The organism is Candidatus Binataceae bacterium (assembly GCA_035500095.1).
Taxonomy (GTDB): domain Bacteria; phylum Desulfobacterota; class Binatia; order Binatales; family Binataceae; genus JAKAVN01.
On record DATJXN010000145.1, the window covers coordinates 66,695 to 85,791 of the forward strand.

A 19,097-nucleotide genomic window follows, 5' to 3' on the forward strand; every position below is an offset into this window, starting at 1 on the left:
GGTCGCTGCGACCGGTAATCTTGACAGGGAGAATGACGATGGCTGAAGAACGCAAGGGCGCGGTCACGATGCGCGGAAATCCGCTGACGCTGGTGGGGCCGGAACTCAAGGTCGGACAGAAGGCGCCCGCCTTTACCGCCGTGGGCAAGGGAATGGCCCCGGTGACGCTCGACCAGTTCAAGGGCAAGGTCAAAATCATCGCCGCGATCCCGTCGATCGATACGCCCGTGTGCGACGCGGAGACTCGCCGCTTCAACGAGGAAGCTTCCAGGCTGCCCGGCGACGTGCAAATTCTGACCATCTCGATGGACCTGCCGTTCGCGCAGGCACGCTGGTGCGGCGCGGCCGGCGTGGACAAGATCACGACGGCCAGCGACTGGCGGGCGGCCGAGTTCGGTCAGAAATACGGCGCACTCATCAAGGAACTGCATCTGCTCGCCCGCGCGGTCTTCGTGCTCGACAAGAACGACAACGTCGTTCACGCCGAATACGTCAAGGAAGTCGCCGAACAGCCCAACTTCGAGGCCGCTCTGGAAGCGGCGCGCAAGGCGGCAGCCTAGGCGCCGGACGGCGCGGCGGCTCGTGCGACCGTCGATTCCGACGGCGGCAGAGCCGCCGCGCTCGCCTCGCGAAGAAAGCGGCCTGACGGTGCAATCCGCATCGCGCGTCCGCTCGCAAACAATCAGTTCGAATTCGACGACCGCGACCGCGACAGGCGCGCGGCGCGCATGCCTCGCATGCCGATTAACCGGACCAGGAGCGCTGCGGTGGGTTTGCTTGAAGAAACGCTCGAGGCGATAACCTCGCCCGACGCGGCGGCGGCCGCTGAAGCGAGCCGCAGGCTCGACTCGCTGACGAAGCCGCGCGGCAGCCTCGGTCACCTGGAGGAGATCGTGCGCCGCTACGCCGCGGTGCGGCGCGACGCGAGCGCCGGGTTCGGAGGCGGCGCCTTGTGCGTATTCGTGGCCGACCACGGAGTGGCGGCGGAAGGCGTAAGCGCCTACCCGCAGGCGGTCACGGCCGAGATGTTGCGCAATATCGCCGGCGGCGGCGCGGCGATAAGCGTGCTCGCGCGCCGTCTCGGCTATCGGCTGTGGATCACGGACGTTGGGGTGGCCGCCGACACCAGCGCTGCCGCGCTGCCCGGCGTGGTCTATCGGCGTGTCGGCGCAGGCACGTGTAACCTGTCGCGCGAGGCAGCGATGTCTGCCGGGGAGGCGCGGGCGGCGCTCGAGGTCGGCATTGAAGTCGCGCGCGCGGCGGTCGCGGCGGGCGCTACGCTGCTTGGAATCGGCGAGATGGGAATCGCCAACAGCACTTCGGCGGCCGCGCTGCTCGCGGCGTTCACGCGGATTCGGCCGGCGCGCCTCGCCGGGCGCGGCGCCGGCCTCGACGACGCCGCGATGCCGCATAAGGTCGCGACTATCGAACGCGCGCTCAAGCTTCATCGGGCGAAACTGAAGGATCCGATGGCGACGCTTGCTGCGCTCGGCGGTTTCGAGATCGCGGCGATGGCCGGCGTGTGCCTCGGCGGGGCGGCGCTGAACGTTCCGGTGATGGTTGACGGATTTATCGCCACGGCCGCGGCAGTCGCCGCAGAGCGGCTGAGCCCCGGTCTCTTCGCACACCTGTTCTTCGGCCATCGCTCTTCCGAGGGCGGCCACGCGCTCGGCCTTGCGAAACTCGGCGTCCGGCCGATAGTCGATCTCGAGATGCGATTGGGAGAGGGCACGGGCGCCGCGCTTGCGATGAGTCTCGTCGAAGCAGCGCTCGCGCTATTTCACGAGATGGCGACGTTCGAAAGCGCTGGCGTCTCGGAGAAGGTCGCCGGGAAAGCCGAATGAGCGAGGAGCGTCCCGGCGCGGAGAACCAGGCGAACGCGACGCACTCTGCGGCGCACGCCGCGCGCGGCGGAGCGCTCGCTCAGATCCGCCTGGCCGCGGGTTTCCTCACTATCCTGCCGGTGCTTCCGAGGGCTGATGCCGAGCCCGAGACGGTTGTGGCTTCGTTCGGATGGTTTCCGCTCGTCGGATTTGCGCTCGGCGCGATGCTCGCGGCCGGGAACCTGCTGCTGACTCGGCTCTTCGGCGACGCGCTCGCCGCGGTCCTGTTGGTGTTGACGCTCACCGTGCTGACCGGCGCGGTCCATCTTGACGCCCTTGCCGACACTGCCGACGCGCTGGGCGCGGGAACGGATCGGCGACGCGCGCTCGACATCATGCGCGACAGCCGGATCGGCAGTTTCGGCACAGCCGCAATTTTCTTCTTTCTCGCGCTCGAGTGCGTGGCGCTGGCGACGATGGGCGAGGCGCGCCGCGCCGCGGCGTTGTGGCTTGCGCCGGGCCTTGCGCGCTGGGCGATGGTGGCCGCGAGCTGGCGAATCGGTTATCTGCGGCCTGAAGGCGCGGGGACCTTGCTGGTAGGGTCCGGCGGCGATCGCAATCTCTCTCGCGCGAGCGCGCTCGCCGCGCTCGCGGTCGTGCCGGTGCTCTCGTGGCGGGCGCTTTGGGCCTATGCCGTTGCCGCCGCCGGCGCGGCGCTGCTCCGCGCGGCATACCGGCGATGGCTCGGCGGCGTGACGGGAGATCTTCTCGGCGCCGCGGGCGAACTGGTGGAGGTGGCTGTGCTGCTCGCGATGGCGGCTATTTGACCCGCATCGGGTAGCCCGCGACCATCAGCTCCACGCGCTCGGCCGCACGCGCCACTGCCTGGTTGGTCCATCCGAGAAGATCGCGGAAGCGCCGCGCGATCGCGTTTTCCGGCACGATTCCAGCCCCGACTTCGCCGGTCACCACGAAGCACGCAAACGGCGCGGACTCCATCGCGCCGGCGAGGCCGCGCGCCTCGGCCAGGATCTCTTCATCGCTCAGCCCGGCCATCAGGAGGTTCGAGATCCAGAGCGTCAGGCAATCGACGACCACGACGTCGGCGCGGTGCGCAAGCTTTGTGAGCGCATCGGCGATGGCGATCGGTTCTTCGATCGTCGCGAAGCCGGCGGAGCGGGACGCGCGATGGTGCGCGATGCGTTCGCGCATCTCGTCATCGAGCGCCTCCGCCGTGGCGATGAAGAATCGCCGAGCGCCCGCGGCCTGCTCGGCCAGCGCCAGGGCATGCGCGCTTTTGCCGCTCCGTGCCGCTCCTGTTATCAGCGTTACGCTGCCCATTCCCCCGGTCCTGTCGTTCCGCCCGTCCTGACCGCGTTGCCCCGCTGCGACGGTTGACCATCGCGCGTGAAAATCATATCAGTCTTGTGCGCCCGGTGTACGGGAAGCCGGTTAGAGTCCGGCGCTGCCCCGCAACTGTACGGGGGGACAACGGCCCTTCCAGGCCACCGCTAGCCAGCGGGAAGGCGGGCCCGAGGATGATCCCCAAGCCAGGAGACCGGCCGGGCGACTATTAAGCCGTTGGCCTTCCGTGGGGAAGGAGGCTTAGGTTCCTCGCCGCTCTCTTCGCCGGGAGCCTGCCCGAGCGCCTGAGTCAACGAATCCCTGCGCGGCCGACGCATAGCTCGAGGGAGGCTATGAAAAGATCGGTCGCTGTTGCCGCCGTCCTGACATTTCTCATTTTTCCCGGATCGCCGATTGCTCCGCGCGGCGTGTGCGCCCAGACGACGCCGGCGTCCGCTACGCCGCCAGTCGCGCAACCGGTGTCGAACCAGCAGGCCAAGTCAAACAAGCGGGCCAAGTCCAACAAGCCTGCCGGATCAAACAAGCCCGGAACGTCCGCCAAGCGCCATAGCAAGCTGCCGAAGATGACGTTCGTGGTAACTCCGACGCGGATGGAACAGCCGCTCGACTCTGTCGGCACGACAGTGAGCGTGGTCGAATCTCACCAGATCGACGAGCAGCAGATCCATGCTTCGGGCGAAGTTTTGCGCCAGGTGCCAGGGGTCGTGATTGAGCAGAGCGGATCGGCAGGCACGCAGACCGATGTTTCGATTCGCGGCTCGACCGCGGCCCAGACGCTGATCCTGCTCGACGGCGTTGACGTCAACAGCGGCGCGACCGGCGGCTTCGATATCTCCGACGTGACCAGCGACAATCTCTCGCGTATCGAGGTGGTGCGCGGCGCTGGTGGTGCGCTCTACGGCTCGTCGGCGATCGGCGGGGTAGTCAACCTGATCACGCGCGAGGGCAGCGGGCCGTTCGAGATCAGCTACGACGGCGAGGGCGGCAATCGCGCGACCCAACGCCAAGCGGTGCTTTTCGATGGCGCCGAGGGTCGGCTCGCCTACTCGGGCGCGCTGTCATATTTTTCGACCACCGCGTTTCGTCCGCGCAATGCCAGCGCCGACAACCTCTCGGGCGTCGGCCGCATCGACTACCATCTGAGCCCCGATACGACCTTCACCGGCTTCGCGCGGTACATCCGCGCCAACGTGAGCCTGGTCAACTTCTCCAACTTTATCACGCCTGTCGATCCCAACGCGCATCAGCGCAACGAGTTCATGCTTTACAACGGGGTCGTCACCCATCACTTCACCGATCGGCTCGAGAGCCGGATGAGCACGTTTTTCGTGCGCAACGATCAGCGCATCAACGATACCCCGTTCCCGGCCAATGAGACCTTCCAGCGCGACCGCATTCCGGACGAAACGCGCGGCACCAACATCGAGCTGCACTATCGGTGGGGCGAGGGTTTTCGCTCGCTCGTCGGCTTCGACTTCAAGGATCGCTGGGTGCGCTCGGCGGATCTATTCGACACGATCGATCCGCCGACCCAATCGTTCACCGCGTTCCATGCGCGGCGCCAGGAGTATGCGGGCTATCTCGAGCAGGAGGGACGGCTGCTGGACGGCATGCTGCTGCTGACCGGCGGCTTGCGCGTGGACGGCAACAGCCAGTTCGGTATCGAAGTAAGCCCGTCGTGGACGGTCGCGATACCGCTTGAGCGCTGGGGGGTGACACTGCGCGGCAGCTACAGCGAGGGGTTTCGCGCACCCAGCTTCAACGAGCTGTATTTTCCCGACTTCGGCAATCCAAATCTGAGCCCGGAGATTTCCAGCGAATACGACGGCGGAATCACCAAGACCTTCGGTGAGACACTGTCGTTTACCTCGACTTATTTTTCGCGCCGGGTGCACAACCTGATCGTGGCCGCGCCGTGCACGACGTTTCCCGGATGCGTCGAGGCGGAGAACGCCGGACGCGTCGATGTCCAAGGCGTCGAGATTGTGCCGGCGGTCCAACTGACGCGCGGGTTCGCGTTCAGCGGCAACCTGACCGTGATCGATGAAACCCACGTCTCCTCGTCGCCCGAAATCCGCCCGCTGCGCGTGCCCAAGTACGCGGCCTTCGCGCTGCTGACCTGGGCGCACAAGGCGCTGTGGCGCGAGCACGACGCAGTCTCGGCCAACCTCGCATACTATTTCGTCGGCGACCGCGACGACATCAACCAGACGACGGCGACGATTCAGAACAATCCCGCATACAATCGCTTCGATCTGACGGCGTCCTATGACGCCGGGCTGAGCCTGGGGCGGATTCGCGGCGAGCAGGTTTACGTGCGCGTACAGAACCTGCTCGACCGCCGTTACAACGAAATAATCGGATTTCCTTCGCCGCGGGTTAACTTTATCGGGGGAGTGAAAGTCGACTTTTAGGCGCGCACGGGTTCATTCCTCGCGCGACATTTCCATCCGGAAACATTCGTCGAACGTCGTGCGGATACGCAAGCGGCAGGCTTCGACCTCGGCGAGCAGGCGCGCCGCGCCGTCGGCCTCGCGGTAGCCCATCCGGCGTGCGAGCGGACCAAGGCCTTCGGCCGCCGTCGGAAGCGCCCACGCGGCCTGGTCGGTTTCGATGCGCAGGCGGTTCTCCAGGCGCGAGAGGAAGCGATAGTCCGCTTCCAGTTGCGCGGCCGCATCGCGCCCAAGCAATCCGCACTCTCCGATCCCGCGCACCAGCGCGACCGTGGAGCGGCTGGTCAATTGCGGAAAGGCGTGGCCGCGGCGCAGCGCCATCATCTGGGTCAGGAATTCCACGTCGACCAGTCCGCCGCGCCCCTGCTTGATATTGAGGCGGCCGCGCCCGTCCGCGCCGAGTTCGCGCTCGATGCGCTGGCGCATCGCGGCTATCTCGCCCACCCCCGCGCGATCAAGCCCGCGGCCGAATACGAATTCGCGCCGCGCCGCTTCGACCTCAGCCTCCAGCGCCGGTGTGCCCGCGATGACGCGGGCGCGCACCAGCGCCTGGCGCTCCCAAACCGCCGAGGAGCTGGTGCGATGGTATTCGCGGAAGCCCTCGAGCGAGGCCACCAGCGGTCCCGCGTTGCCCGAGGGGCGCAGGCGCAGGTCTATCTTGTAGGCATAGCCTTCGCGGGTGCGCGCCTCGAGCACGGCGATCAGCTTCTGCACGATCCTGGACGCGGCGACACGGCTGTCCTCCGCGACCTCGCCGCGATCGTGATAGACGAAAATGAGATCGAGGTCCGAGTTATAGGACATCTCGGCGGCGCCCAGCCGGCCCATCGCCACCGCGACCAGCTCGAGCGTCGGCGGAATGGCGATGCGCGCGGCAACTTCGGCCCGCGCGAGATCCAGCGCGCAGCGCAGCACTACTTCGGCGAGCAGTCCAAGCTCGGCCTGCACGGCGTCGGCGTCCAGGTGGCCCGCGAGATCGGCGATCGCGACGCGCAGGAACTCCTGGTGGCGAAAGGAGCGGATCGCGTCGAGGCGGCTTTCGAGATCGGGACTCGCCGCGATGAGCGCTCGTAGCTCCTCGTTGAGGTCCGCCTGCGCGCGCCGCGGCCGCGCGAGATCGGAGCGCACCAGGGTGTCGATCATGTCCGGATGGCGAATGAAAATGGTCGACAGATAGGCGCTCGAGGCGAACAGGCTCAGTACCACGCGGCGGGTTGCGGGATGCTGCTCGAGCAGTTCGAGAAAGGAGCTGCGCGCGCCGATCGCCGAGATGAACGAGGCAAGATTCATCAGTGCGAGGTCGGGGTCGGCAAGCTCGCGAATTTCGTCGAGCAGCAGGGGGCCGAGCCGCTCGAGAAGTTCGCGCCGGCGCGGCGCCACCGCCGCGATTGCATGTTCCGGTCCGCGCGCCAATACCAGCAGATGCCCGGCGCTTTCTTCGGGCCGCGCAAAGCCCAGCGCCCCGAGCATCGGCGCCGATTGATGCGGGTCGAGCGCCGCGCGCCACGCCTCGTCGGCGGCCGCGGAAGCCGCGCGTCCTCCGCGATCCTCGGCGGCGCCCAGCATCTCGCGAAATTGCGCCGCAACCAGCGCGCGATGGTTTATCAGTTCGGTTTCGAAACGGGCGCGCTCGGCATCGTCCTTGCCGCGCCGCATCCGCGCCGCGAGCGCGCGGCGCCCCGCGTCCCCGGCCGGCAGCACATGGGTCTGAAGCGCGGCGACGACCTGCAGCTTGTGTTCGACATCGCGCAGAAAAAGGTAGGCCGCGGCGAGTTCGCGCGCGCGGCCGGCGTCGAGGTAGCCGAGCGCGCCCAGACGCTCCAGCGCCTCGAGCGTCCCCGCCAGGCGCAGGCGCGGATCGCGCCCGCCATAGACCAGGATCAGCGCCTGCACGATGAACTCGAGCTCGCGAATTCCGCCGTAGCCGAGTTTGATGTTGCGCGCGACCAGGTCGGGCGAGCGCAGCTCGCGCTCGATCTGCTGCTTCATCGCCCGCAACTGCCGCAGCGTGTCGAAGTCGAGAAAGCGGCGATAGACGAAATGGGCGAGGTCGCCGAGCAATCGCTCGCCGACCTCGATCACGCCGGCGACCGGCCGCGCGCGCAGCAGAGCGGCGCGCTCCCAGGTTTCGCCGAAGCTCTGGTAGAAGCTCAGCGCGCCCTCGAAGGGAGTCACCAGCGGCGCGTTTCTGCCACCCGGACGGAGCCGCATATCCACCCGGAAACATCCGGGCGACAAAAGCTCGATCAGCGTTTCGCCGAGCCGCCTTACGACTTCGGCGTCGTGCTGCGGCCCGTCAAAGAGGTAGATCAGATCGATGTCGGAACTGAGGTTGAGCTCCCGTGCGCCCAGCTTGCCCATCCCAAGCACGCACAACCCTCCGGCAGCCGGTACATCGCGGCCGACGATGAGGCGCGCGGAGGCAATAGCGGCACATATACATTCTTCGGCGAGCCGCGACATCGCGTGCATCGTCGCCGCCACGTCGAATCGGCCGGTAAGGTCGGCGATCGCGATCCGCAGGAACAGACGCTGCTTGAATTCGGCAAGGCGGCGCGCGGCTTCGCGCCGCTCGCCGACGGGATCGGCGCTGAAACGCAGCGCGCGGTCGATCGATTCGGCGCTGGCGCCGCGTGCGGCGCGGAAGAAGTCGAGCCATCGCGAACCCATCGCGCCGAGCCCCTGCGCGACGATCTCCGATCCGCCGACACAGAGCGCCAGATCGCCGGCAAACGCTTCGTCGGCGAGCGCCTCCTTGAGCTCCTGCGGCGAGTCCTCGACGAGCTTGAGCAGGGCCGCGAGCGCCAGGCGTTCGTCGGGGGCGCGTTGCGCCACCGCTGCCGTTGCGGCCGCGGCAAGACGCTGGTCGCCGAGCAGGCGCGCAAGCTGCGCCGCCAGGTCGCGAAGCTCGGGCGCGAGCAAATCCGTCGCGGTCATCGCCGACGTTCCGGTCATCGCTGATAAGATTAGCAGAGCGGCACGGGTCGGCGCGCCGATGCCGATGGCGCTCGCGGGAGCAAAGCGCCGGCGTTGACGGCCTCGCCCGAGTCGGTGGTACACTCCGTCGGAATTTCCGCCCGGAGGCGCTCCCAATGATCATCCTCTACACGACCGAGCGCGATTACCCATGGGGCACACTGCGCTCCACGCATGGGAGCAAGACCAAGGTGGTGCTCGAAGAAAAGCGCCTCCGCTACCGGATCGAAAATCTGCGCCCCGGCGACCTCTGGAAGAAGCCGCCCGCGATGCTGGCGCGCCATCCGCTCGGCAAGGTGCCGTATATCGAGGACGAGGGTGTGACGATTTTCGATTCGACCGTGATCGACGAATATCTCGACGATCGCTACGGTCCGCCGCGCCTGTTGCCCGACGATCCGCTAGCGCGCGCGCAAGTGCGGGAACTCGAACAGTTTGCCGATGAGGCGCTGCTCGGCGGAGACCTGCCGCTCATCTGGATGGCCTACTGGAGCGATCCCGAGAAGCGCGACGCCGAGCGCATGGAGAAGGGGCGCGAGGGCCTGCGCCAGCGCGATCTTCCGTTTATCGAAAAGACCCTCGGGGCAGCGCCGTCCGGCGGATATCTGCACGGGGGTTTTTCGATGGCGGACGTGCCGATGATGGTGCTGGCGATGGTGCTCGAGGTCGACCAGCTTGCGCTGGAGGAGTTTCCCCGCGTCGAACGCTATCTGAGGGAATTGCGCCAGCGCCCGAGTTACCGGGCGATAAGCCCGCGTACCAGGGTGGCCGAGGCGAGCGAATTGCGCTGAGCGCGAACCCCGGCATGCCGCGCGCGACGCGATGATCAGGATTCGTTGCGGCCACGCCCGGCGGCCGACGCGGAGTGCCGGTGCGAGTCGGATACCTGCCTTACGTGAGCGTGATGATGACGGACGTGAAAGTGATGGATGATCCGCCGCAAGTGGAGGATCGGCGAGGAGGTCGGCGGCGGCGGCGCTTCTTCGCTTTCGATTCCGGGAAAGTATTTGTCCTCGTAGCGATGGACCTGGTCGGCCGCGAGGAACTCGGCGTAATAATTCTTGACCGCGAATCCAAAGTGCGCGCCGCTGTAGTTCTGGATGATCTTGATGTAGTCGCTGCCGAATTCGGCGGCAGCGCGCTCCATTCCACCGGTCCCATAATTGTAGGCGGTGATCGCGAGCGGCCAACTGCCGAGCGCCTGGTAGTTTGACTGCAACAGTTCCGCCGCCGCCTGCGTGGAACGCACCGGATCGAGCCGGTCGTCGCGATAGCGCGTGATCTTGAGAAACTCGCGGCCGGTCGAGCGCGTGAACTGCCAAATCCCGAGCGCCCCGGCGCTGGAGCGGGCGCGCGCCGAAAAGCCTGACTCAACCGACACCAGCGCCACCAGTTCGGGCGGCAGCCCTGCCCGCACAAATACCTGCTCCATCCTGGGACGATAGTAGCGACTGCGCAGCAGCGAATCGTGGAACTGTTCGCTCAGACCCTCCTGTACGCGCAAATTCTGCGCGGCGCGAGCGTAAGCCGCCGGCGGCTGCCCTTTAAACATCGCGGCGACGCGCTGCTCCTCCCATCCGATCGGCTGCTGTCCCGTGGCCAGCCGGTTCAGGATGTCGCCGTACTTGGCCTTCAGGTAAGCGTTGGCCCACTCGACCTCTTCGCCGGTTGGAGGGCCATCGCCCGGCATATGAAATTTCTGGTAGATCAGCGAAACATTGTCGCGATCGTGGATGACGAAGTCGCGCTCGCTCCAGTAGGTAAAGGCTCTGACCCAGAAATTGATATTGGGCTCGAGCGCCGCGGGACGGGGAAACGGAGAGTGGTCAACGCTGCTCTTGAGGATGGTGACTTCGCTGCCAGCCCACCCCGTCGCCGCAAACAAACCGCACAGCATCAAAGCCACGGCTGCGGACAGTGCCGCGTGGATCAATCGCTTGTATACCGTTGCGGTTGCGGACGTCGTCGTTCTCGGCATTTCCGCTCCTGCCGCCACCCCTCTGTGAGCACAACAAACCTGGCGCAGCGGCAGTCCCCCGCTCGGCGCCGAACACAACATGTATCGAATATGCCTATTAGCTATCGCAGTCAACTAAACGTCCTTATATTTCAAAGCGAATCATCTGTGAAATTCTGTGATTTGGTGAGCTATGCTGGTCACAGGAGACAAGGATCAACAAATCCGCAGATTGCATCGTCGAAACAGCAGCTTGAGCAGGGTTCGCGCGCGCAGCTAAGCTCGCCCCTTAAGCGTAACCCCTGAAGCATCAAAGTGGACGAAATCGAAATAGCTCCGCTCACGCATCCGATAGCCGCATCCATCAGGGTCCCCGGTTCCAAGAGCATCACCAACCGCGCGCTGGTGCTAGCCGCGATGGCCGACGGCCGCTCGACGGTCTCCGGTGCGGGCTTCAGTGACGATACGCGCCGGATGGCGGCCGCGCTGGGCGCGCTCGGCTTTACTATGGTCCTCGACGAAGCGGCGGCGCGAATCGTCGTCGATGGCCGCGGCGGCGCCATTCCCGTCCGCGGCGCACAATTGGACGTCGGCGGTGCGGGCACGGCGATGCGCTTTTTGCTGGGCTTCCTGACACTCGGGCGCGGACGCTTCCGGATCGACGGGAATCAACGGATGCGTGAACGCCCGATCGGTCCGCTGCTCGAAGCGCTCGCCGCTCTTGGTGTATCGGTGCGCGCCGAGCGGAACAACGGATGCCCGCCGGTGCTGATCGAAATCGGCGAGGGCGGCGTGAGCGGCGGCGCGGCGCGAATCGACGCCGCGGTCTCCTCGCAATTTGTCTCGGCGCTGCTGATGCCCGCGGCGCTCTGGCCGCGCGGGGTCGAACTCACCGTGATCGGCGAAGCCGGCCGCCCGTTTATCGCGATGACGTTGCGAATGATGGAACGATGGGGCGTGGGCGCGACGATGCGCGACGGCGAAATCGTCGTGCCGGGCGGCCAGCGCTACGCGCCGCAAAAGGACTTCGCGGTCGAGCCCGACGCTTCGAGCGCGAGCTATTTTGCCGCCGCGGCCGCGCTGGCCGGCGGCAGCGTCGTGCTGGAAGGACTCCACGCCTGCTCGGTGCAGGGCGATATCGCGTTCATGGCACTGCTGGAACGGATGGGCGCGCGCATCGAGTGGCGCCCCGACGGCGTCAGGGTCAGCGGCAGCGAAACGGCGCTTAACGGCGTCGATGTCCAGATGGGCGGAATGCCCGACCTCGTGCCGACGCTCGCCGCGATTGCGCCGTTCTGCTCATCGCCCACGCGGATACGCGGCGTCGCTTTCATCCGCCATCACGAGAGTGATCGCCTGCGCGCCCTCACGACCGAGCTTCGCCGCCTCGGCGCGGCGGTCAATGAAAGCGAGGATGGGATTCTGATCGGGCCGTCGCGGATTGGCGCGGCGGCGATCGAAACCTACGACGACCATCGAATTGCGATGGCGTTCGCGGTTACGGGACTGAAGACCGCGGGTATCCGGATCAAAAATCCCGGATGCGTTTCCAAGACCTATCCGGATTTTTTCCGCGACCTCGCCCGGCTGTCGAACGGGCGGGCGTAGCTCAGCCGCGTCACGGTTAAATAAAGAGGGCCGTTCTGAACGGCCCTCAGGGATTCCGATCTCTGTGTCGTTGCGCCGCTGCGGTAATTGGTGCGGGCGTTAGTGCTCGGCGGTGCGGCGCGACTCGGCGACGTCGCGGCGCGCCCGCATCACCATCACCGCCTGCTTCTCTTCGTCGTAGTTCGCATCGAACATGCTCATCTGCGAGAGCCGTTCCTCGGCCGCGCGCAGTTCGGTCTCGTCGGTTGGGGCGACCTTCTTGGGCACTTCGGCGCTTTGCGCGAGCGCCGTCATCGCGCCGTCCTTGACCTCGACCAGCCCGCCGGTGACCAGGTACTGAAGCGTCTCGCCCGCGGCCGTCCGGATCGTCAGCAGGCCAGGCACGAGCGAGGTGATGTAGTTGACGTGCTCGGCAAGCACGCCGAACTCACCGAGCGGGTTGAACGCGTTTACCTGCTCAGCCTCACCGTCGAACAGCACGCCGGTCGGCGTGACGAGCTTGAATGCGAAATTCGTGGCCATCGCGATGCGGATACGCTAGCGCGCCTCGCCGCGCGCCAGCCGTTCGGCCTTGGCGCGTGCGTCGTCGATCGTGCCGACGAGATAGAAGGCCTGCTCGGGCAGGTCGTCGCACTTGCCGTCGAGAATTTCGGCGAAGCCGCGCACGGTCTCCTTGCGCGTGACGTAGGCGCCCGGGATGCTGGTGAACGGCTCCGCGACGTGCATCGCCTGCGAGAGGAAGCGCTCGACGCGGCGCGCGCGCGCGACCACCAGCTTGTCGTCCGCCGACAACTCGTCCATCCCGAGGATCGCGATGATGTCCTGCAGGTCCTTGTAGCGCTGCAGAATCTGCTGCACCCGGCGCGCGACGTCGTAGTGCTCCTGGCCGACGACCTGCGGATCCAGGATGCGCGAGGTCGAGGCCAGCGGGTCCACCGCGGGGAAAATGCCCTTTTCGAAAATCTTGCGGTCGAGCGCGGTGGTCGCGTCCAGATGAGTGAACGTGGTCGCGGGCGCAGGATCGGTATAGTCGTCGGCCGGGACGAAGATCGCCTGTACCGAAGTGATCGCGCCTTTCTTGGTCGTGGTGATGCGTTCCTCGAGTTCGCCGAGATCGGTGCCCAGGGTCGGCTGATAGCCGACGGCGCTGGGCATGCGGCCGAGCAGCGCCGAGACTTCCGAGTTGGCCTGCACGAAGCGGAAAATGTTGTCGACGAAGAACAGCACGTCGCGGCCCTCTTCGTCGCGGAAGTATTCGGCCACGGTGACGCCGGTCAGCGCCACGCGGGCGCGTGCACCGGGCGGCTCGTTCATCTGGCCATAGACCAGCGCGGTCTTCGAGAGCACGCCGGATTCCTGCAGTTCGCGGTAGAGGTCGTTGCCTTCGCGCGAGCGCTCGCCCACGCCGGCGAAGACCGACACGCCGCCGTGCTGCTTGGCGACGTTGTTGATGAGCTCCATGATGGTGACGGTCTTGCCCACGCCCGCGCCGCCGAACAACCCGATCTTTCCGCCGCGCGCGTACGGGCAAATGAGATCGATGACCTTGATTCCGGTTTCGAGGATCTCGGCTTCGGTCGCCTGGTCGGCAAAGGTCGGAGGGTCGCGATGGATCGGCATCTGGTGCGGGGCGCTGAGCGCCGCGCCTTCGTCGACCGGCTCGCCGATCACGTTGATGAGGCGGCCGAGCGTTTCCGGGCCGACCGGGACGGTGATGGGATTGCCGGTGTCGCTGACCGCCATCCCGCGCACCAGTCCCTCGGTCGCGTCCATCGCGATGCAGCGCACGGTGTTTTCGCCCAGGTGCTGCGCGACCTCGAGCACGAGATTGCCCTCGCGCGTGCCCAGCGCGGGGTTGGAGACGCGCAAGGCGTTGAAGATGGACGGCAGCGCGCCGTTGCGGAACTCGACGTCAACGACGTTGCCCAGAACCTGGCTGATGCGGCCTGTTGCTGTTTCACTCATAGCTTCAAAATTTTCCTGGCGGATTCGTCCATCGCGGCGCGCGCCGGTCAGGCTCTGAGAGCCTCGGCGCCGCCGACTATGTCCATCAATTCGGTTGTGATCGCGGCCTGGCGCGCGCGGTTCATCTCGAGCGTCAGTCGCCCGATCATATCCGAGGCGTTGTTGGTCGCGCTGTCCATCGCGGTCATCCGCGCGCCCTGCTCGCTCGCTTCGGCCTCGAGCAGCGCGTGAAAAATCGAATCCTCGAGATAGCTGCGCAGCACCACCGGCACCAATTCGGCGCGGCTGGGCTCGACCAGGTAATCGACGGGCGCGGCGATTTCGCCCGCGCCCTGCTCGGGCTTGAGCTCGCTCACCGGCAGGAGCCGTTCGTAGGTTGGCCGCTGCGAGAGCGCCGAGCGGAATTCGCTGAACACGAGCCCGGTCTCGACCACGCCGCCGCCGCGATAATCGGCGAGCATTCGAGAGGCCAGGTCCTGCGCCAATCCGAAGGTCGCGAGGCGCGGGTTGTTGACGCTCTGATGAGCGATCGTGTGGCCGGCGCGGCGCAGATGATCCAGCGCCTTGCGCCCGACGGCATAGAACTTGACCTTGTTCCCGTCGCGTTCGACGCGCCGCGCTTCATCTTCCGCCGCGCGCATCACGTTGGCGTTGTAACCGCCGCAAAGCCCGCGGTCCGAGCCGATCACCACGATCAGCGTCTCGCGCCTGGCGTCTTCCGCCGGAGCCAGCGCGGCCCGCTCAGTCGCGAACAGCGAGTCCGCCACCCGCTCGAGCGCCTCATGGTACGGGGTCGCGTTCTGCAGCGCTTCCTGCGCGCGGCGCAGACGCGCCGCGGCGACCAGCTTCATCGCGCGCGTGATCTGCTGGGTTGATTTGACCGACGAAATCCGCCGGCGGATTGCCTTGAGCGACGCCATCGTTGCCTAAGCTGCCTGCACCGCCGCGCGGTCAGGCTTTCGCGGCGCCATTGCCCTGCGCGGAGCCGAAGGTCTGCTGGTACTGATCCATCGCGGCGCGCAGGCGCTTGCGCAGATCGTCGCTAAGCTCGCGCTTGGTCTTGATCTCGTCGAGGAGGTCTTTCTGGCGCGAATCGAAAAACGCGTAGAGCCCAGTCTCGAAGGCCTTGATCTGCGAGACTTCGAGCTTGTCGAAGTAGCCCTCGTTGGCGGCGAAGATGATCAGCACTTCCTTTTCGATCGAGAGCGGCTCGTACTGGTTCTGCTTGAGCATCTCGGTCAGCCGCTCGCCGCGATGCAGCAGGCGCTGGCTGGCCTGGTCGAGGTCCGAGCCGAACTGAGCGAAGGCCGCCATCTCGCGATACTGCGCGAGGTCGAGTTTGAGCGTGCCACCGACCTGCTTCATCGCTTTTACGGCGGCCGAGAAGCCGACCCGCGAAACCGAAAGGCCGACGTTTACGGCGGGCCGGATGCCCGAGTAGAAGAGGTCGCTGTCGAGCACGATCTGACCGTCGGTGATCGAGATGACGTTGGTCGGGACGTAAGCCGAGACGTCGCCGGCCTGGGTCTCGATAACCGGAAGCGCGGTCAGGGAGCCGGCGCCGTCGGCGTCGCCCATCTTAGCCGCGCGCTCGAGCAGGCGCGAGTGCAGGTAGAAGACGTCGCCCGGATAGGCCTCGCGGCCGGGCGGGCGGCGCAGCAGCAGCGAGAGCTGGCGATAGGCTTGCGCGTGCTTGGAGAGATCATCGTAAACGAGCAGCGCGTGGCGGCCCGTATCGCGGAAGTACTCGCCCATCGTGCAGCCGCTATAGGGCGCGATGAACTGCAGCGGGGCGGCTTCCGAAGCGGTCGCCGCGACCACCGTCGTGTACTCCATCGCGCCGTAGCGGTTGAGCTTGTCCACCACCTGCGCGACGGTCGAGCGCTTCTGCCCGATCGCGACGTAAAAGCACTGTACGTTCTGGCCGCGCTGATTGATGATCGCGTCGAGCGCGATCGCGGTCTTGCCGGTCTGGCGGTCGCCGATGATCAGCTCGCGCTGCCCGCGTCCGATCTGCAGCATCGAGTCGATCGCCTTGATGCCGGTCTGCAGCGGCTCCTTTACCGGCTGGCGGCGGATGATGCCCGGCGCCTTGATTTCGATCCGGCGCTGTTCGGCGGCTTTGATCGGCCCCTTGCCGTCGATCGGCTGGCCGAGTGAATTGACGACGCGCCCGAGCAGGGCTTCGCCGACCGGAACCTCGGCGATCCGGCTGGTGCGTTTGACCTCATCGCCCTCGCGAATCGCCTGTGGATCGCCGAACAGGGCCGCGCCGACGTTGTCCTCTTCGAGGTTGAGCACCATGCCGAAGATCCCGTGGGGAAATTCCAGCAGCTCGCCGAGCGCCGCGTTTTGCAGGCCGTAGATGCGCGCGATGCCGTCGCCGCATGAGAGCACGCGGCCGGTTTCGCTTACGGTGATCGAGCCCTCGAAGCCCTTGATCTCGTTGCGCAGAATGTCGCTGATTTCGGATGGTCTGATTTCCGCCATGGCAGTTGTTTTTTCCCGGCCGCCTCAGCCCGCCAGCCGGCGGGCGGCTTCGCCCAGCCGCGTGGCCAGGCTGCCGTCGTAGATTTTTCCCTCCAGCTCGGCGACGACGCCGCCGAGCAATGATTGGTCAACCTTGACCGTCGCGATCACGGTCTTGCGTATCATCGCTTCGAGCCCCCGCACCACCGCCTCGGTATCCTGCACGCCCGGCTCGCGGGCGAATGTCAGGGTGGCGCGCGCGCGCCCAAGCAGCAGGTCGAGCTGGTCCTGGTAAGACTGCGAGACCGCGGCCAGATCGGCGATCCGGCCGTGGCGCGCGACCACCACCGCGAGCGAGCGCAGCGGGTAGCTCAATTCCAGCCGCTCGGCGATCTTCGCCATCGCGGAGATGCGCGCCTCGTGCGAGACCTCGGGCGAGGCGAGACCGTGGGCAACTTCAGGAGCGTCCGCGATGCGCGCGAGGCGTTCGAGTTCGGCGCCCCAGGTTTCGAGCAGCGCGCGATCGTCGGAGAGTCCGAGCAGCGCGCGCGCGTAGCGCTTGGCGACTCGCGAACTCTTCATCGACGCGCCTCCTGTGCAAGCCGCTCCTCGAAGCCGCGAAGCAGGCGCGTCTGGTCGTCATCGTTGAAGTTCCTCGCCACCAGATCTCGCGCGAGGCGCCCGGTCGCTTCGGCGAGCTGCGCGCGCACCTGGCGCTGGGCGGCCTCCGATATCGCCTCGCCGGTGAGCTTGGTATCGCGGACGATTCGGTCCGCAGTTTCACGCGCGAGCTCGCGGATCCGGTTGGCGATGTAAGCGGTTTCGGCGTCGAGGTCGGCGCGGAGCTGCTGCTTTTCGGTCTCCAGCCGCGACATCCGCTCGGCCGTCCGATTGGCGAGGTCCTGCGCTTCCTTGAGCGCGGTCTCGGCGCGCGCGAAAGTCTCCCTGATACTGCCGGCGCGATCGCCAAAGAATTTGCGCGCCATCGGCGCCGCGAAGCGCATCAGGATCCAGACGAACAGGCCGAAGTTGATGACGTAGGGGAGCAGCGACAGCCATGAGCCGCCTTCGGCCTCGGCGCCGCCCGCCTCTGCGCACCATCCGGATATGGGCGCGAACAGGGCCGCGCCGATCAGCAGGGCCGCGCCGACTAGGACGATCGATACGATCGGGCTCCCTTCGGCTGAGCTCCGTACTCGGGCTATCGGCACGCGCCCCATGGAAATCACGTTACGCAGCATGCTTGATCGATGACTGTTCGAAGTTCCCTATGAGCCTTGCGCGGCGCCGTTCACCGGGCGGCCGAGGACGCGGCCCGCAAGCTCGACCGCGAGCGTGCGGCCCAGTTGTTCGAGTTCCCGCTCGCCGGCACGCAATTCATTTTCAATTTCGGTCCTGACACGTTCCAGGGCTTTATGCGCTTCGGCCTTGGCCTCATCGATCATGCGTGCGGCCTCCGCCTCGGCCTTGCGCCGTTCGGCCTCGCGCACGGCCAGCGCCTCACGCCGCAATTCGGTCAATTGGCGGTCGCGCTCCTCCGCAGCAGCTTTCTCCTCTTTGAGCAGTTGCTCGGCGCGCGCGCTCAAATCCTTGAGCTTGCTTTCGCGGTCGCCGAGCAGCTTGAGGAAAGGGCCGAAAAAAATTCGATCGAATATAAACCAGAAAACGAGGAACGACACAATCAGGGTGAAAAAGATTCCCCAGTCGGGCGGAATGTGCATTTTTCGGCGTCTCCCGTGCGGGATGGATTGCGGTTGTTGCCGGCGTGAGCGGCGTCCGCCCGGGGCGGATCGTCCGGGCGCCGGAGGCTGGTGTCGGAGGCGGATCGAACAGGCTGACCCGCGCCGTGCCAGATTGACCGGGCTTCGGCCGGACTTTGGTGGTCAGGCCTGCTTTTGACCTCCGGCCTGCGCCACCATGCGCTCTTCCTTCGGATACACGGTGGTGAGCTTGCGCTCCTCGCGCGCGCCTTCAGGCTGCATCGCGCAATGTCCTTCGAAGACGGCGCCCTCGTGTACCACCAGCACCGGCGCGGTGAGATTGCCCACCACTTTGGCCGAGGGACGAATCTCGATCCGCTGACTGGCCGTGATATCGCCGCTTATCTTGCCGGCCACGACTATCGACGCGGCCTTGATCTGGGCGGTTACGACCGCGCTCTCGCCGATCATCACGGTGTCCTTGGCGGTGATTTCGCCATCGACCTGACCGTCGATCCGGGCAGGTCCATCGAAACTGAGCTTACCGCTCACCTTCGAGCCCTGGTCGAGGTAGGCGCGCGCCTCCATCGGAGCGGACGCGGTCTGGCGCGGCGGCGGAACGCTGCGGTTCTCGAGCGGGGGCGCCGGCGGCGGCACCGGCACGGCCTGCCCCGTCTGCGGCCTCACGGACGCGTCGGTTCGAATGTTCTTTTCCGGTTCTTTATTGAAAAGCGCCATTTATAAAGTCTCCTCAGAGGCCCGGGCACCGGCCGCACGACGG

Annotated in this window: 17 protein-coding genes and 1 riboswitch; of the genes, 6 read left to right on the forward strand and 11 right to left on the reverse strand. The window is 66.4% G+C overall.

Annotated elements, in window-relative coordinates; genetic code table 11:
• Positions 1-38: 38 nt before the first annotated feature.
• The 3 genes from tpx (at position 39) to cobS (ending at position 2,650) form a co-directional block, all read left to right on the forward strand.
• Positions 39-560 (forward strand): thiol peroxidase, encoded by a 522-nt coding sequence (gene tpx, locus VMI09_16075; protein HTQ26205.1) that lies wholly within the window; start codon positions 39-41, stop codon positions 558-560.
• A 207-nt stretch (positions 561-767) separates the two neighbouring features.
• Positions 768-1,844 (forward strand): nicotinate-nucleotide--dimethylbenzimidazole phosphoribosyltransferase, encoded by a 1,077-nt coding sequence (gene cobT / locus VMI09_16080; GenBank protein ID HTQ26206.1) that lies wholly within the window; start codon positions 768-770, stop codon positions 1,842-1,844.
• The gene (cobS, locus tag VMI09_16085) at positions 1,841-2,650 is read left to right on the forward strand and encodes an adenosylcobinamide-GDP ribazoletransferase (GenBank protein HTQ26207.1); all 810 of its coding nucleotides are present in this window, start codon (positions 1,841-1,843) and stop codon (positions 2,648-2,650) included. Before cobT ends, cobS begins: the two co-directional genes overlap by 4 nt.
• Here the strand turns inward: cobS and cobU are convergent.
• Positions 2,643-3,164 (reverse strand): bifunctional adenosylcobinamide kinase/adenosylcobinamide-phosphate guanylyltransferase, encoded by a 522-nt coding sequence (gene cobU, locus VMI09_16090; GenBank protein ID HTQ26208.1) that lies wholly within the window; start codon positions 3,162-3,164, stop codon positions 2,643-2,645. The two genes, cobS and cobU, sit on opposite strands and share 8 nt — an antisense overlap.
• 76 nt (positions 3,165-3,240) lie before the next feature.
• Positions 3,241-3,405, forward strand: a riboswitch (cobalamin riboswitch).
• Between the two features lie 115 nt (positions 3,406-3,520).
• Here cobU and VMI09_16095 point away from each other — a divergent pair.
• Positions 3,521-5,602, forward strand: coding sequence for a TonB-dependent receptor (locus VMI09_16095; GenBank protein HTQ26209.1), 2,082 nt, complete (start codon positions 3,521-3,523; stop codon positions 5,600-5,602).
• A 12-nt stretch (positions 5,603-5,614) separates the two neighbouring features.
• Here the strand turns inward: VMI09_16095 and glnE are convergent, their stop codons facing one another.
• The gene (gene glnE, locus VMI09_16100; protein ID HTQ26210.1) at positions 5,615-8,578 is read right to left on the reverse strand and encodes a bifunctional [glutamate--ammonia ligase]-adenylyl-L-tyrosine phosphorylase/[glutamate--ammonia-ligase] adenylyltransferase; all 2,964 of its coding nucleotides are present in this window, start codon (positions 8,576-8,578) and stop codon (positions 5,615-5,617) included.
• Between the two features lie 155 nt (positions 8,579-8,733).
• Here glnE and VMI09_16105 point away from each other — a divergent pair, with 155 nt between their 5' ends.
• Entirely contained in the window at positions 8,734-9,408 is a 675-nt protein-coding gene (locus VMI09_16105; protein HTQ26211.1) for a glutathione S-transferase family protein, read from the forward strand.
• A gap of 35 nt (positions 9,409-9,443) precedes the next feature.
• Here VMI09_16105 and VMI09_16110 read toward each other — a convergent pair whose 3' ends face one another.
• The gene (locus VMI09_16110) at positions 9,444-10,514 is read right to left on the reverse strand and encodes a lytic transglycosylase domain-containing protein (protein ID HTQ26212.1); all 1,071 of its coding nucleotides are present in this window, start codon (positions 10,512-10,514) and stop codon (positions 9,444-9,446) included.
• A 375-nt stretch (positions 10,515-10,889) separates the two neighbouring features.
• Between VMI09_16110 and aroA the strand changes: the two genes are divergently transcribed.
• Positions 10,890-12,182 (forward strand): 3-phosphoshikimate 1-carboxyvinyltransferase, encoded by a 1,293-nt coding sequence (aroA, locus tag VMI09_16115; GenBank protein HTQ26213.1) that lies wholly within the window; start codon positions 10,890-10,892, stop codon positions 12,180-12,182.
• Positions 12,183-12,281: 99 nt separating this feature from the next.
• On the opposite strand, the gene atpC is transcribed toward aroA, so the two are convergent.
• The 8 genes from atpC to VMI09_16155 all read right to left on the reverse strand — a co-directional run bounded on the left by atpC (position 12,282) and on the right by VMI09_16155 (position 19,054).
• Entirely contained in the window at positions 12,282-12,704 is a 423-nt protein-coding gene (gene atpC, locus VMI09_16120) for an ATP synthase F1 subunit epsilon (GenBank protein ID HTQ26214.1), read from the reverse strand.
• Positions 12,705-12,719: 15 nt separating this feature from the next.
• Positions 12,720-14,147 (reverse strand): F0F1 ATP synthase subunit beta, encoded by a 1,428-nt coding sequence (atpD, locus tag VMI09_16125; protein ID HTQ26215.1) that lies wholly within the window; start codon positions 14,145-14,147, stop codon positions 12,720-12,722.
• Positions 14,148-14,194: 47 nt separating this feature from the next.
• Positions 14,195-15,067: an ATP synthase F1 subunit gamma gene (gene atpG / locus VMI09_16130; protein HTQ26216.1), complete on the reverse strand. Its 873-nt coding sequence runs from the start codon at positions 15,065-15,067 to the stop codon at positions 14,195-14,197.
• Between the two features lie 31 nt (positions 15,068-15,098).
• A complete protein-coding gene (gene atpA / locus VMI09_16135; protein ID HTQ26217.1) occupies positions 15,099-16,637 on the reverse strand; it encodes a F0F1 ATP synthase subunit alpha in 1,539 nt (512 codons plus the stop codon).
• Between the two features lie 24 nt (positions 16,638-16,661).
• Positions 16,662-17,198 carry an ATP synthase F1 subunit delta gene (gene atpH, locus VMI09_16140; GenBank protein ID HTQ26218.1) on the reverse strand — a complete coding sequence of 179 codons (537 nt, stop codon included), beginning with the start codon at positions 17,196-17,198 and terminating at the stop codon, positions 16,662-16,664.
• Positions 17,195-17,857, reverse strand: a complete 663-nt coding sequence (locus tag VMI09_16145) for a hypothetical protein (GenBank protein HTQ26219.1) — start codon at positions 17,855-17,857, stop codon at positions 17,195-17,197. Before VMI09_16145 ends, atpH begins: the two co-directional genes overlap by 4 nt.
• 27 nt (positions 17,858-17,884) lie before the next feature.
• Entirely contained in the window at positions 17,885-18,337 is a 453-nt protein-coding gene (locus VMI09_16150) for an ATP synthase F0 subunit B (protein ID HTQ26220.1), read from the reverse strand.
• Between the two features lie 162 nt (positions 18,338-18,499).
• Complete coding sequence (locus VMI09_16155) at positions 18,500-19,054, reverse strand: polymer-forming cytoskeletal protein (GenBank protein ID HTQ26221.1); 555 nt, start codon at positions 19,052-19,054, stop codon at positions 18,500-18,502.
• Between the last annotated feature and the right edge of the window lie 43 nt (positions 19,055-19,097).

Coding starts and splice junctions, on each gene's coding strand:
- cobU (HTQ26208.1), bottom strand. CDS start 3,164: ATGGGCAGCGTAACGCTGATAACAGGAGCGGCACGGAGCGGCAAAAGC.
- atpG (HTQ26216.1), bottom strand. CDS start 15,067: ATGGCGTCGCTCAAGGCAATCCGCCGGCGGATTTCGTCGGTCAAATCA.
- atpC (HTQ26214.1), bottom strand. CDS start 12,704: ATGGCCACGAATTTCGCATTCAAGCTCGTCACGCCGACCGGCGTGCTG.
- atpA (HTQ26217.1), bottom strand. CDS start 16,637: ATGGCGGAAATCAGACCATCCGAAATCAGCGACATTCTGCGCAACGAG.
- VMI09_16105 (HTQ26211.1), top strand. CDS start 8,734: ATGATCATCCTCTACACGACCGAGCGCGATTACCCATGGGGCACACTG.
- VMI09_16150 (HTQ26220.1), bottom strand. CDS start 18,337: ATGCACATTCCGCCCGACTGGGGAATCTTTTTCACCCTGATTGTGTCG.
- cobS (HTQ26207.1), top strand. CDS start 1,841: ATGAGCGAGGAGCGTCCCGGCGCGGAGAACCAGGCGAACGCGACGCAC.
- VMI09_16095 (HTQ26209.1), top strand. CDS start 3,521: ATGAAAAGATCGGTCGCTGTTGCCGCCGTCCTGACATTTCTCATTTTT.
- VMI09_16155 (HTQ26221.1), bottom strand. CDS start 19,054: ATGGCGCTTTTCAATAAAGAACCGGAAAAGAACATTCGAACCGACGCG.
- atpD (HTQ26215.1), bottom strand. CDS start 14,147: ATGAGTGAAACAGCAACAGGCCGCATCAGCCAGGTTCTGGGCAACGTC.
- atpH (HTQ26218.1), bottom strand. CDS start 17,198: ATGAAGAGTTCGCGAGTCGCCAAGCGCTACGCGCGCGCGCTGCTCGGA.
- tpx (HTQ26205.1), top strand. CDS start 39: ATGGCTGAAGAACGCAAGGGCGCGGTCACGATGCGCGGAAATCCGCTG.
- glnE (HTQ26210.1), bottom strand. CDS start 8,578: ATGACCGCGACGGATTTGCTCGCGCCCGAGCTTCGCGACCTGGCGGCG.
- VMI09_16110 (HTQ26212.1), bottom strand. CDS start 10,514: ATGCTGTGCGGTTTGTTTGCGGCGACGGGGTGGGCTGGCAGCGAAGTC.
- VMI09_16145 (HTQ26219.1), bottom strand. CDS start 17,857: ATGCTGCGTAACGTGATTTCCATGGGGCGCGTGCCGATAGCCCGAGTA.